Source organism: Bombilactobacillus sp. ESL1092, assembly GCF_058107465.1.
In genome coordinates this window covers 566,219-581,086 of sequence record NZ_CM176594.1, presented here as the reverse complement: position 1 = coordinate 581,086, position 14,868 = coordinate 566,219, and the positions used below count along the sequence as shown (strand labels likewise).

Annotated in this window: 6 protein-coding genes and 1 pseudogene; all 7 read left to right on the top strand. The window is 40.8% G+C overall.

The window, feature by feature from the left end; all coding sequences use genetic code 11:
* Positions 1-269: 269 nt before the first annotated feature.
* Complete coding sequence (locus AC3B6Y_RS02780; RefSeq protein ID WP_489791296.1) at positions 270-1,391, top strand: 5-methyltetrahydropteroyltriglutamate--homocysteine S-methyltransferase; 1,122 nt, start codon at positions 270-272, stop codon at positions 1,389-1,391.
* A gap of 56 nt (positions 1,392-1,447) precedes the next feature.
* Entirely contained in the window at positions 1,448-1,747 is a 300-nt protein-coding gene (locus tag AC3B6Y_RS02775; protein WP_489758141.1) for a glycine cleavage system H family protein, read from the top strand.
* Positions 1,748-1,885: 138 nt separating this feature from the next.
* The gene (locus AC3B6Y_RS02770) at positions 1,886-3,247 is read left to right on the top strand and encodes a threonine/serine exporter family protein (RefSeq protein WP_489758142.1); all 1,362 of its coding nucleotides are present in this window, start codon (positions 1,886-1,888) and stop codon (positions 3,245-3,247) included.
* 278 nt (positions 3,248-3,525) lie between these two features.
* A pseudogene (locus AC3B6Y_RS02765) lies at positions 3,526-4,269 on the top strand (transporter substrate-binding domain-containing protein); the annotation flags it as partial.
* Positions 4,261-5,670: an amino acid ABC transporter substrate-binding protein/permease gene (locus AC3B6Y_RS02760; RefSeq protein WP_489791495.1), complete on the top strand. Its 1,410-nt coding sequence runs from the start codon at positions 4,261-4,263 to the stop codon at positions 5,668-5,670. The pseudogene AC3B6Y_RS02765 and the gene AC3B6Y_RS02760, both read left to right, overlap by 9 nt.
* Positions 5,667-6,404 (top strand): amino acid ABC transporter ATP-binding protein, encoded by a 738-nt coding sequence (locus AC3B6Y_RS02755; RefSeq protein WP_489758143.1) that lies wholly within the window; start codon positions 5,667-5,669, stop codon positions 6,402-6,404. The genes AC3B6Y_RS02760 and AC3B6Y_RS02755 overlap by 4 nt, the downstream gene beginning before the upstream one ends.
* 175 nt (positions 6,405-6,579) lie before the next feature.
* A complete protein-coding gene (locus AC3B6Y_RS02750) occupies positions 6,580-14,769 on the top strand; it encodes a mucin-binding protein (RefSeq protein ID WP_489791295.1) in 8,190 nt (2,729 codons plus the stop codon).
* Positions 14,770-14,868 lie beyond the last annotated feature (99 nt).

The window sequence follows — 14,868 nt, the reverse complement described above, 5'->3', positions numbered from 1 at the left end:
TAAATATCACGCTAATTTAGAGAGTCACGGTGGCTGAAAAGTGATTTAAAACGGATATTGAAGATGGTCTCGGAGCAATCTCAAGTTTAACTTGCGGTTAACAACTGATAACTTGTTTCAGTATGAAAGGTACTGATTAAGAGTAGTATTGTGAGATATTGCTAAAAAAAGGTGGTAACACGCTAAGTGCGTCCTGCATGAATTCATGTAGGACGCTTTTTTTTGATTTTCGCCAAGGCCGATTTCGCAGTAATTTAAGGAGAATAATTATGAAACAACAGGTTAATCCATTAGCAGCATTACATTATGATATCGTCGGTAGTTTTTTGCGCCCAGCAAATTTAAAACAGGCGCGCCAAGCTTTTACTGAACACAAAATAAGTGCCCGGGATTTAAAACAAGTTGAGAATCAAGCGATTATTGACTTATTAAAGCAAGAGGCGAATTCGGGCTTAAAAGTTGTGACAGATGGCGAGTTTCGCCGCAGTTGGTGGCACTTAGACTTTTTCTGGGGATTAAATGGTTTACAAAAGGCTCAAGCGCAAACGGGTTATCAATTTCATGGTGAACAAACTCGAAATGAGACCGTTAATCTGAGCGGTCCGATTAGTGGAGAACAACATCCGTTTGTGGAGCACTTTAAATTTACGCAGGCGCACACGCCGGATAATTTATTAGTTAAGCAAACCATTCCAGCACCGAGTCAATTATTAGCGGAGTTAAGTCGACCAGAAAATCAGGATAGTGTGCAGCAGTTTTATCCTCATGAGGATAAATTATTGCAAGCTATTACAACTGCTTATCAACAGGTTTTAACAGATTTAGCGGCAGCAGGTTGTCAGTTAGTTCAGTTTGATGATTGTTCTTGGGGGCAGATCATTGACTGGACGCTGCATCAAACGCAAACTCCAGCTCGTATTGCCCAAATTAAGCAACAATTTGTCGATTTGAATAATGCAGTGATTGCTTGTGCTCCGTCAGAGTTAACTATTAATACGCATATTTGTCGTGGTAATTATCATTCCACTTGGTTTGTGTCCGGGGGTTATGAGAGCGTGGCAGATGTTTTATTTAAAAAAGAGCAGGTTCAAAGTTTTTATTTGGAATATGATACAAAGCGAGCTGGCAGCTTAGAAGTAATTCAAGCTATTCCAGCGGATAAGCGCGTGGTTTTGGGCTTAGTGACGAGCAAGTCGGGGCAATTAGAAGACAAAGCCCAATTAATTCAACGGCTGCAGGTGGCTAGTCAGTATCATCCATTAGAAAACTTGGCTTTGAGTCCTCAATGTGGTTTTGCTTCAACTGAGGAAGGAAATATTTTAACCGAACAACAACAATGGGCTAAAATTCAGCTGCTTCAAGACGTGGCGCATGAAGTTTGGGATGCGTAGTTTAAAAAGAGCAGTATAATTAAAATATGTTTAATAAAGATGATGGAGGCAAGCAAATGGATAATGAAGAAGCGGATTATTTTTGGCAGCAAAAGCTAACTAATGGGCATACACGCGTTGGTTTGGCGCCTAAAGGACAAGAGGAAGTGGGAAGTGTCGGGTTTGTTGATTTGCCGCAAGTTAGCGAATTAAACGTCGGCGATTTCTTACTATCAGTGGAAAGTGATAAAGCAGTGACGGAGTTGCATACGCCCTGCGCTGGCCGAGTTGTTCAGTTTAATCAAGCTTTGGTAGAGCATCCAGAATTGTTAAACGAAACTGATCAGCAACATAATTGGATTGTAGAATTAGCTTAAATTAAAAGCTTAGTTGTTGATCAATCTTGCTGCTTAAAAGTCGTCCGACTGGTAGAAGCATTTTACTGAAAACAGGTATGCTATAATGAAAAGCAGTTGATTAAATTTTAAATTGTACAAAAAAGGTTGGCGAATTTAGTGCCTAATGATAAAAAATTACAACCCCATTTTCATTTAGCTGCGAAAAATCATATGGATATTCCCTGGTCCCGAGTTGTGGCCCAGCATTTAAAGCAAACTGCAGTCAATGCTTCCTTGATGGAAAAAGCTACGATTATTGGACGAGTGGGCATGATTATGTTAGCTTCCGGTACGGGAGCGTGGCGCGTGCGCGACTCAATGAATACGATTGCGCGGATTTTAAAAGTGACGTGTTCAGCGGATATCGGTTTGGTTTCGATTTCGTACAGTTGTTTTGATGGGCAAGATGAGTACCGCAGTGTGACAGAAGCTTTATCGTTAGCTAGCAGTGGGGTAGATACGACTAAATTAGCAGCCATGGAAAATTTTGTAGCGCTTTTTGAAGAAGAAGGCGCTTTTTTAAGTGTTGGCAAAATTCATCATTTACTGGATAAAATTCAACAGCGACCCAAAAATTATTCTCCTTTGATATTGGGGCTAGCCGCGGCAGTAGCTTGTAGTGCCTTCGTCTTTTTGTTGGGCGGTGGTCCAGTCGAAATGTTTTGTACTTTTGTCGGGGCTGGTTTAGGTAATTATGTCCGGTCGTTAATGAATAGTAAGCATTTAACACTCTTTGCAGGTCTAGCAGCAGGGGTAGCGGTGGCTTGTTTAACTTATTTAGTCATTTCCAGAACCTTAGAATTTAGTTTGCATATCAATGTGGCACATGAAGCGGGTTACATTGGTTCGATGTTATTCGCTATTCCGGGATTTCCGTTTATTACCAGTGGTTTAGATATTGCTAAATTGGATATGCGCTCGGGCATTGAACGCTTTGTCCATGCTGTCACGATTATCATGGTCGCGACCTTAGTCGGCTGGATGGTCGCCTTAGCCAGTGACTTACGGCCCGATAATTTTGTGCCCTTAGGGTTGAATCCGTGGTTGTTAGCAGTGCTTCGGTTTCCGGCCAGTTTTTGTGGAGTGTTTGGTTTTTCTGTGATGTTTAACAGTTCCAAAAAAATGGCGACTCTGGCCGCTTTTAATGGCGCCATTGCCAATACTTTACGCTTAGAATTAGTTGATTTAACCACATTGCCGCCCGCTGCGGCCGCTTTTGTTGGGGCCTTAGTGGCCGGTTTATTAGCATCAATTATCCATAAAAAGTTTCATTATCCGCGGATTAGTTTAACCGTACCTGCTATTGTAATTATGGTTCCCGGTTTATATATGTATCGAGCAATGTATTATTTAGGCGTCGGTGCGATTTCACAGGGTTCTCAATGGCTATTGAATGCGATGATGATTGTCATCTTTTTACCACTAGGTTTAATCTTAGCGCGAGTCTTGATGGATTCTGATTGGCGACGGGCGAGTTAAACTCAAAAGTGCAATTTTTTCAAGAATGGGGTTAATTGGTCTAGACTAGCTCGGCGCGTTTGCCTATTCTTGAGCGGATTTGCGGGTAAATAAATGACAACTTAATTATTTTAGAGTAAAATTATGACTTAATATTTATTATGCTGAAGAAGCGTTAATGGTGTATCATTAAACTTTAATTTAGAATAATTTAGCAAAGGAGATGTTGAAGTAGTTACCACTGAGTCTTTAGGAATTAATGGAGGGTTTAAATTTATTTAATAAATGGAGTGATATTGATGAAAAGTCATTTAAAAACACTAAGTAGTTGGTTAGTGTTGATATTTAGCTTCTGGACATGCTTTAGTCTTACTAGTCATCATGTCCAGGCTAAGACCTACCAAATTGGAACCGACGTTACTTATCCGCCGTTTGAATTTGCAAACGATCAAAATAAATATATCGGCATTGACATTGATATTATTAATGCCGTCGCTAAAGAAGAGGGCTTTAAAGTCAATACCAAACAAGTTGGTTTTAATTCTGCTGTGCAGTCCGCACAAGCAGGACAGTTGGATGGTGTCATGGCCGGAATGACAATTACTCCGGAACGACAGGCCAAGTTTGATTTTGGAACCCCCTATTTTAAAACTGGGGTTGTCATGGCTGTTGGTAAAGATAGCTCCATCAAAGATTTTAAACAGTTAAAAGGCAAACGAGTAGCGATTAAAACAGGAACAGCGGCTGCTCAATATGCTACGAAGCTGAAGAAGCGTTACGGCTTTAAAACAGTCACGTTTGATGATTCTAACAACATGTACCAAGACGTTGTAACGGGCAATTCGGTGGCCTGTTTTGAAGATCAACCAGTGATGCAATATGCGATTAATCAAGGTATGAAATTAAAAATTGTTACCAAACCAGCGCAAGGTGGTTGGTACGGTTTCGGTGTGAAAAAAGGTACGCATCAGGAATTGCTCCGGCAGTTTAATGCCGGCTTTAAAAAGATTAAGGCTAATGGAACCTATGACAAAATTGTGGCCAAGTATTTGGGCGGTAAGACGCACTCCGCAGTTAAAGGTCAGACTTTTACCATTGGGACTGATGTGACTTTTCCACCGTTTGAATTTGCCAATAAAAATAACCAATACGTCGGTATTGATATTGATGTTGTCAAGAAGATTGCTAAGGATCAAGGCTTTAAGGTAAAGATCAAACCGCTTGGCTTTAATGCTGCTGTGCAAGCTGTTGAATCTGGCCAAATTGACGGGGTCATGGCCGGCATGTCAATTACACCAGAACGTCAAGCCAAATTAGATTTTTCCGATCCGTATTATCATTCTGGGGTCGTCATGGCTACTTCGGATAAGGGTCGAGTAACTAGTTTGAGCCAGTTACGTGGTAAAAAAGTAGCAGTTAAGACGGGGACGGCTGGTGCGCAATACGCTAATAGTATTAAACACAAATATGGTTTTAAGACAGTCACGTTTGATGATTCCAATAACATGTACCAAGATGTGTTAACTGGTAATTCGGCGGCTTGTTTTGAAGATCAGCCAGTCATGCAATATGCGATTAAAAAAGGCACTAATCTGAAAATTGTTACCAAGCCGGCATTAAAAGCACCGTATGGTTTTGCTGTTAAAAAAGGCCAAAATCAAGAATTACTGAAAGCTTTCAATCAAGGCCTAACCAATATTAAGGCTAGTGGTACCTATGATGATATTAAAGCTAAATATCTTGGTGGTAAGGCAGATAAAGGCGTTGCTAAAGCAGGAGCTGATCATGAAGATCGGAGCTTTATCGGTTTGTTGAAACAAAATAAAGGTGCGCTGTGGTCCGGTTTTGTTGAAACCATGTGGTTAACCGTAGTTGCCATTATTTTTGCAACAATCTTTGGCGTCATTATCGGTTTATTAGGTGTTGTGCCAATGAAATTCTGTCATTGGATTTCTAGTACAGTGATTTATCTGTTCCGGGGCATGCCGCTATTAGTCTTGGCATTATTTATCTATACTGGAATTCCTAGCTTAACTGGCCAAAAAATTCCCGCCTTTTTAGCTGGAACGATTACGTTAACCTTAAACGAAGGCGCGTATATTGCCGCTTTTGTTAAAGGCGGAATTGAAGCAGTTGATGTGGGACAGATGGAAGCGGCTCGTAGTTTAGGTTTGCCATTTGGTAAAGCAATGCGTAAAGTTATTTTGCCGCAAGGAATTAAGATTATGATTCCGTCATTTATTAATCAGTTTATTATTACGTTAAAAGATACGTCCATTTTATCTATTATTGGAATTTTGGAATTAACCCAAACCGGAAAAATTATTATTGCTAGAAACTTAGAAGGCTTTAAAGTTTGGACCATTATTGCGATTATTTACGTCGTTGTAATTACTCTATTAACTTGGTTATCTAATTGGGTGCAAAGGAGGACACAAGGATGAGTACCAAAGTCGAAGTGAAAAATTTAGTTAAAACCTACGGCACTAATGAAGTGTTAAAAGGAATTGACTTAACAGTTCAAGATAATGAAGTTGTGGTCATCATTGGTCCTTCTGGTTCTGGTAAGAGTACGCTTTTACGGACACTCAATAAGTTAGAAGAACCAACTTCAGGTAGTGTTTTAGTTGATGGTATTAATATTGCTGATCCCAAGACGAATATGAATCAAGTGCGGGAAAATATTGGGATGGTTTTTCAGCATTTTAACTTGTTTCATAACTTAACTGTGGGCCAGAACATTATGTTGGCGCCAGTCGAATTAAAAAAGCAAACCAAAGAACAAGCGCAAAAGAGTGCCCAACAATTGTTAGAAACGGTCGGTTTGTCCGATAAATTTGATGCGACTGTGCAGTCTTTGTCAGGTGGGCAACAACAGCGAGTGGCGATTGCCCGCGCTTTGGCGATGGATCCGAATGTCATGTTATTTGATGAACCAACCTCAGCACTAGATCCGGAAATGGTTGGGGACGTTTTGGCAGTTATGAAAGATTTAGCCAAAAGAGGAATGACCATGATTGTGGTGACGCACGAAATGGGTTTTGCCAAAGAAGTTGCCGATCGGGTAGTCTTTGTGGATTCGGGTAAGATTCAGGAACAAGGCGAACCCCAACAAATTTTTGAGCATCCACAAAATCAACGTTTGCAGGACTTTTTAGATAAAGTTTTGAATGTTTAAAAATAAGATTTAAAAAATTAATACTATATTATTAGCCAACTTGGTCTAAAAAAAGATCAAGTTGGCTTTTTGTTCACAAGCGTTTTAATTTTATTTTGGGTGGAAACGCTATATTATGAATGCGTATTAAGAATGTTCTTATTTTTTGAACAATAGACATAATGGAGGCTGGATGATGTCGAAATATACAAAATATACGCAAGACCAAAAAGTTCATTATAAAATGTACAAAGCTAAGAAGCACTGGGTGTTTGCAGCAATTACGACGTCAACTATTTTCTTGTTTGGCGCTAATTTAAATAATATGACAACGCAAGCAGCAACCGTAAGTGGTGATGATGCCAAAAGCGTCGATCAAGTATTGGCTAGCAGCAATTCTGATAGTTCTACTTCATCTGTTACACCATCGGTGCCAACCGAGCAAGAAAAGCCTGCTCCAGTGGTGCAAACGCCAGCATCTGCCACTCCTATTGCTGAATCTGCTGCGACAGTTAATTCGAATACAACAACTACTAATCAAGATTATAATCAAATTCCGGCAGCAACAGCAGTTCAGTCGAATAATACAGTTCAGTCAACTACTGATTCTACAACTAATAATCAAACTGCTATTCATGAGCCAGTAACTACTACTTCAGCAAGTTCAACGGCTGTACAGTCGAACGCCACTAATTCTTTATTACGTAGCACTACTGCAACAGCACCCCAACAAGTTTCCTATCAAGATGTTTTACGGGATTCGGGGATTGACCAGAATGGGATTGCCACCGTTACCAAAGATAATTTCTTAGATTATTTTGATTACAGTGGTAGTGGTTCCTACGATCCAAGTACAGGTTTGTTTACTTTTACACCAGATGATCGTTCTCATGTCGGCAGTTTTAGCTTAAAGAAAAAGATTGATTTAAGTAATGACTTTTCGTTAAGTGGCAAAGTTCGTTTGGGCGATAAGCCCAGTTATTATGGTGGTGCTGATGGTGTCAGCTTTGCCATTCATACTGGTAATACCGATGATATTGGAGCCTTTGGTGGTAACCTCGGGATTGGTGGTTTACAAAATGCTTTTGGCTTTAAGCTAGATACTTATCCAAATGAAGATTATCAAGCCCCCGATCCAAGTAATTCTGATAATGAGTTTGGTTGGGATGCTGATCAGCCAAATGGTTATTACGCTTATGGTGCCTTTGTCACGACTTCTTTTAAAAATGTCAAAGGAGCTGATGGTAAAGATTATCCACGTTGGTGGGCTACTGTTGACCAAAAGTCTGTTCAAGGTTTGGCCGATAATAATTTAAATAATTCGCTACATGATTTTACGGTAACTTATACCGCTAGCACTCGTGAATTAAAAATTACGTTCAAGACTACTAATGGTGTCACCATGGTTTGGACGAAAGACATTCCAGATACCGATATGTATCGTTCAGTATCCTTAATGATGGCGGCTTCGACAGGTTGGAATACGAACTTACAAGAATTCCAAATTGATCAATTTAAATTCAAACCTGCCCAATTTGTCAATTTGAATTATGTTGATCTGAACGGTAATCCTATTGGCAAAGGAACAGTTTCTCAAACAGTTACGATCAGTGCAGATGGTAAGACTTATACTGCCCAAGAACCGCCAGAGATTGCGGGTTATCAATACGTAGCTGTAGATTCCACGGGACTGCCAAAAACCGGAACTTTAGACAGTAGTACGAGTGGTAAGACGGTTACTTATGTTTATAAACCAGTAGCACAATCCGGCCAACAAGTCATTACTGATCAAGATAATTTAGTAGAAGGTAGTAATTTACCAGGAACTAGTGTTGCGGCCCCCGCAGAAGCTTATAAATCCAACTTAGTTGTCCCAATTACGCGGACGATTAATTATTTAAATGGTGCAACTAATCAATCAATTGCGCCTACTGTGACGCAAACAGTTAATTATTATCTCTCAGCAGTTGTGAGTGATGACGGGACCTTCTTAGGCTACGATACTAATGGTGATGGCCAAGCGGATACGAAAGATAAAACCCAAGCATTGCAGACGATTGGGGCAGCAGGCTCGACAACGAATCCTAATGCTAAGAGCTTTGCTGCAGTAACTTCACCGAGTGTTGAGGGGTACAATGCGCCCAGTCAAGCGGTGGTAGAACAAGCCATTGCGCGTCAAGAAGATGAACCATATGATGTTGATGTTTATTATGTTCAATCTAAGCTCCCCGATACTGGTTTAGCAATGGTGACGACCGGCGATGATTTACCCGATACAGTAAAAGCTGATGATTTAGTAGATACCGTTCATCGTACCATTCATTATCAAGATCAAGCTAAACCGGGGATTCCGATTAGTCCGGATGTTGTCCAACAGGCTGATTACCAATTAACGGGAGTCATTGATAAAGGGAATAATGATCAATTCTTAGGTTATGATACCGATAACGATGGCAAAGCTGACGTCTTGTTAAGTGATTTTGCTTCTACTGCTGACGCGAAAGACGCGGCGGTGACGAAAGTCGCTAAAAACTTCCAACAACAAGAGTCTCCTAGTGTGTCAGGTTATTCCACTCCGGATCAGCCATTTGTAACTGCTAGTTCGGCTGTGCCTGGGACTAAAGATGTGACAGTTTATTATTCTAAATTACCAGTTTTGAGTGAAGATACAATTCAAGCAAACGCTGCAATGGATTTACAACCAGGTTATCTTGTTGATCAAGATGACTCTGATAGTCCTCAATGGCCACAAGAAGCCATGGCAAGCAATTTAAGAAAGAAAATTACGCGCACGATTAATTATGTTGATAAAGATACAGGAGCTCAAGTCTCTAAGCCAGTCACGCAAATTATTGATTACCAGGTGATTGCACAATTTACCGAAGAGAAGACTGACGGTAAAGTTACCGGCATTCACTTTGATGGTTACGTTTTACCAGATGGTTCTTTAACCACTGATAAGCAGACAGCTATCAATCAGAACTATCCACAATCATTAACGGCGGCAGCTGTTGTTTCGCCGAACTTAAGTGCTCAAGATTATGGAACTCCCGATGTGGGCACTGTAGCAGCTGTAGCAATTCCTTATGATAGTAGCGATCAAACTGTAACAGTTAACTATACGAAAAATCGCTTTATCCCAGTGAAGGATTCTGCTAATGCGAAGGGTGATACACCAGTAGAAACTGACAGTTCGGTGAAGATGCCCGAAGAAGCTTGGAAAATTAACTTAACTGGTAATGTACAACGGACAATTAATTATGTATTACCCGCTGATGATCCAGCTGCTTTGAGTGAAATCAAGGAAGCTTTGGGCAAGCAAAAAGAGCCTGATGGTAGTGTTGGTGTGCCATATCTAATATTAACTGATGATGATGGCAATACGGTCGTTTCAGTGCCGCAATTGGTGGATTATCATTTAACAGCCGTGGTAAATGCGAATACTGGTGCTTTTGTTGGCTATGATACCGATGGCGATGGTAGTACCGCCGAAACTAAAGATAAAAAAGCTGCTGTCACTTCCTATATTAATCAAAATCAGCGTTCATTTTATGCTCAACCAACACCAACGGTTGCAGGTTATACACCTGATCAAGCAACTGTCGCTGCTACTGACGCAAATATGGATAATTTGACCGTAACTGTCAAATATGCAAAGAATCGTACGATTGCCATTACTGGTGGTGATCAAACTACTGATGATTTAATTGAACCTGGTAGTCAGTATAAGGTTCCAGAAGAAGCTACAGGGGCTAACTTAAATGGTACAGTATCTCGGAATATTATTTATGTCGTCCCGAATAGCGATAGCGACAAGGCTTTGAATGAAATAACGTCGACTTTAAATAAGCAGATGGAAGCAGGTGGTAGTACACATATTCCTTATCAAGTTTCAGGTGACAAGACTACAGTTACAGTTCCGCAGTCAGTTAATTATCAATTAACTGGTGTTGTGGATGCCACTACCGGTGAATTCCTTGGCTATGATACCACAGGTAAGGGAGTGGCAGATACTCAGGATAGAGATACGGCGATTGCGGCTGCGTTAAAAGATCGGACTTTCTATGACCAACCAACCCCGACCGTAACTGGTTATACTCCAAGTACGAAAGAAGTAGCTGCGAGCCGTGATACAAAAGATATTAAAGTTTATTACACTGCAAATGATTTGATTCCGGTTAAGGGTGCAGATTTAGCTAATGATGCTACGACCATTGATTATGAAGGCACAACGATTACTTTGCCAGATGAAGCTAAGCCAGCAGTATTGAATGGAACTGTTAAGCGTACTATTCATTATAAATCCAAAGATGGCTCCAGCTTGCCTGACTCAACGGCTGCGAACGATCAAGTTCAGACTATTGAGTATCATTTAACAGCAGTTGTGGATTCCACCGGTGCCTTCATGGGTTACGATACAACTGGTGATGGACAAGCTGATACGCAAGATAAAGATTATGCGATTGATGAATATTTAACAAAAAACAAGAGTGAGTTTGCAGCGGTAACCTCACCAACACAATTAGGCTATTCAGCAGATACACCAATTGTAGCTGCTAGCCCAGTAACTCATGTTCCTCAAGAAGAGACAGTCACTTACACTAAGAATCGGACGCTACCAATTTCCGGCGGGGCGGCTCATAGCGTGGGACAACCAGTGGAACCTGGTAGTAAAGCAACTACGCCAATAGAAGCTACAAAGGATAATTTAACAGGAAATGTGACACGGACGATCAAGTATGTCATGGCTGATGGCAGTCCTGCACCAACCCCAGTGGTGCAAGTAGTACCGTATAGTTTGACGGCTATTGTGGACTTTACCGGAGCTTTCTTGGGCTATGATACCAACGGTGATGGTGACGTTGATATTGTGGCTAATACTACTGATGCTAAAAACGAGGCTATTAAAGCGGCAATTAATGGTCGAACTTTCTATGAAGCTCAATCGCCAGAAATTGCTAATTATGCACCTGATCAAACAGTTATTGCTTCAGAAGATGCCAATTTGGATGCTGAAACCGTAACAGTCACTTATACACCGCAAGCAACTGTTACGATTAAAGATAGCGATAATCATGATAAAAATACGCCATTGCAAACCGGTAGTAATTTACCAACACCAGCGGCTGCTTGGAAGGAAAATTTGACTGGTTCTGCCAAATTAGTAATTAAGTATGTGAAAGCTGATGGTACGGAGGTTGCTGCGGAAAATTCGCAAGAAATTCCTTATCATTTGACGGCGATTGTCAATGCTATCACGGGAAAATTTATTGGTTACGATATTGGTGATGGCAAAGTTGGTACGACGAACCAGCAAGATGCTATTCGGCAATCATTTGGTGATCAAACATTTGCAGCTGTAACTTCGCCAACTATTACTGGCTATAAACCTGATAAAGCAGTGATTGAAAATGTTGCACCAGTCTTAAATGGTAATGCTGATAAAAATGCTGCTGGTGACGCTGCTGCTAATCAGAATACTTTAACAGTGACCGTCACTTATACGCCTGATGACATGGCAACTGGTACAATCCCAGTAACTGCTGGTGATAAAGCTAATGGTAATACCCCAGTCGGTGATAGCACTACGTTGAAAATGCCACAAGAAGCATGGGCAAGTAATTTAACGGGTGAAACTACGAGAACGATTAATTATGTCAAAAATGACGGCACAGTAGTTTCTGACCAAGTTGTTCAAAGTAAGACTTATCAGTTAACAGCAATTGTGAATAAAGCAGATGGTAGTTTCTTAGGCTATGATACTGATGGTAATGGTACAGCTGATACCAAGGATAAGACAGCTGCGATTGCTGCTGCCATTACTCAAGATCCATTTGCTGCGGTAACTTCACCAACAGTTTCAGGTTATACACCAGATCAAACCACAGTAGCCGCAGGCACGCAAGCCGGAACAGTGACGGTAACTTATACTGCTGATGGTACAACTCCACCTGAAGAAAATGATACGATTCCAGTGACGGCTGCTGATAATGCCAATGCTCAAACCCCAGTCGGTGATAGCACTACATTGAAGATGCCACAAGAAGCTTGGGCAAGTAACTTAACAGGTGAAATCACGAGAACTATCAATTATGTCAAGAGTGATGGTTCTCAAGCAGCTACCCCTGTTACTCAAAGTAAGACTTATCAGTTAACAGCAATTGTGAATAAAGCAGATGGTAGTTTCTTAGGTTATGATACTGATGGTAATGGTAAGGCTGACACGAAAGATAAGACAACAGCGATTGCTGCTGCCATTACTCAAGATCCATTTGCTGCGGTAACTTCACCAACAGTTTCAGGTTATACACCAGATCAAACCACAGTAGCCGCAAGCACACAAGCCGGAACAGTGACGGTAACTTACACTGCCGCTGATAATGGTGGCGGAACTACACCGCCAGTAACGGATACGACTTCAGTCAAAATTAACGGTACGGCTACCAGATCTGTTTATTATGTCATGAATGATGGTAGTTTAGCTCCGGATTCACAATTACAAACGAAAGATTATAGTTTAACTGCGATTGTTGATAAAGCGGGTCAATTGTTGGGTTATGATACCAACGGTGACGGCTCAGCTGATACGACTGATAAAGATGAAGCTATCAAAATTGCTTTATTTATGGTACCGTTTGATGCGATAGATTCGCCAAGTGTTTCTGGTTATGATCCAAGTCAAACTACGGTTGCCGCAAGTAATGACCCTAATGATATAGTTGTTGTTTATACAAAGCCGGGCACCGCCCCAGCAACAGGAACTACTGCTGTAACTATGCACGGTACTGCAACAAAGACTATTAGTTATGTCATGAGTGATGGAACTACTGCTCCAGCTGCTAAGCAAGAAAGCCAAGCTTATAGTTTAAAGGCAATTGTTGATAAAGCAACGGGTCAAATTAAGGGCTATGATACTGATGGTAATGGGTCAACTGATACCACTGATAAGAATGTGGCAATCAAAACAGCTTTGGCAAAGACCCCATTTGCTGCAGTAACGTCGACACCAGTTTCAGGTTATAATCCAAATCAACAAGTTGTGGCTGCAACTAGTGATCCTAGTGATGTTATTGTTCTTTACACTAACGATGGCGGTCCAGTTACTCCACCCGAAGAAACTGGTACGATTCCAGTAACGGTTGCTGACAATGCCAATGCACAAACACCAGTCGGTGATAGCACTACACTGAAGATGCCACAAGAAGCTTGGGCAAATAATTTAACGGGTGAAACTACAAGAACCATTAATTATGTCAAAAATGACGGTACTCAAGCAGCTACTCCTATTACCCAAAATAAGACTTATCAGTTAACGGCAATTGTGAATAAAGCAGATGGTAGTTTCTTAGGCTACGATACTGATGGTAATGGTACAGCTGATACCAAGGATAAGACAGCTGCGATTGCTGCTGCCATTACTCAAGACCCATTTGCTGCAGTAACTTCACCAACAGTTTCAGGTTATACACCAGATCAAGCTACCGTAGCAGCAAGCACGCAAGCCGGAACCGTGACCGTCACTTATAAAGCTGATAATAATGGTGGTGGAACTACGCCAACTGTACCTGATAATAATAACCAGCCAGGTGACAATAATGCTGACAACAATGGTAATGATATTATTGTTGTTAAACCAAGTGATAATGTTAAACCAGGTCAATCAATTGACAGCAATAATCCAAGCGTTGTTTGGCCGACAGGAACTGCGCAAGAAGATCTGCAAAAGACAGTTACGAGAATTATTAAGTATCAAGATCAATATGGTAATACTTTGAGCTCACCAACGATGCAGCAAGTTGTTTATCAAATTGCTGCTGTGGTCAATAAAACAACCGGTCAATTGTTAGGTTACGATACTGATGGTGATGGTCAAGTTGATACCCAAGATTTAACTGCAGCATTTGCCAAAATCAATCGCACGCAAAACTTTGCTACACAAGTAGTGCCAGATTTAAGTAAGCAAGGTTATGTTCCAGATACTCAAGTTGTTGCCAGTGCAGTGGCTGATACTAACGATCCGGATGTGATTGTGGTTGCTAACTATCAAAAGACTGCTTCAGGTAATGATTCAACTGGAAATACTCCAGGTAATAACACTACAGGTGCCAATGGTAATGGACAAACTCCAAATTCTGCGGCAACTAATCCTAATGGAACGATAACTGGCGACCAATCTGCAGCGCATAATCTACAATTTGATCCGAATGCAGTAACTGGACAGAATTTAAAGAAAGCACAATCTGCTGCTCAAAATAAATTACCACAAATGTCTGATGATCAACAACAAGACCGCACCGCATCATTATTGGGATTCGGATTGTTAGGAACATTATTAAGCTTCTTTGGTTTAGTAAATAAGAAGCGAAAAGATGAAAGGAATGAATAGTTAAAAGGATTATTAATAAAGGTTAACTGAAAATGCTTCATAGCTAGTTGGAAATTTAATCAACTGCTATGAAGCATTTTTTAACTTTTCAATTGTGAA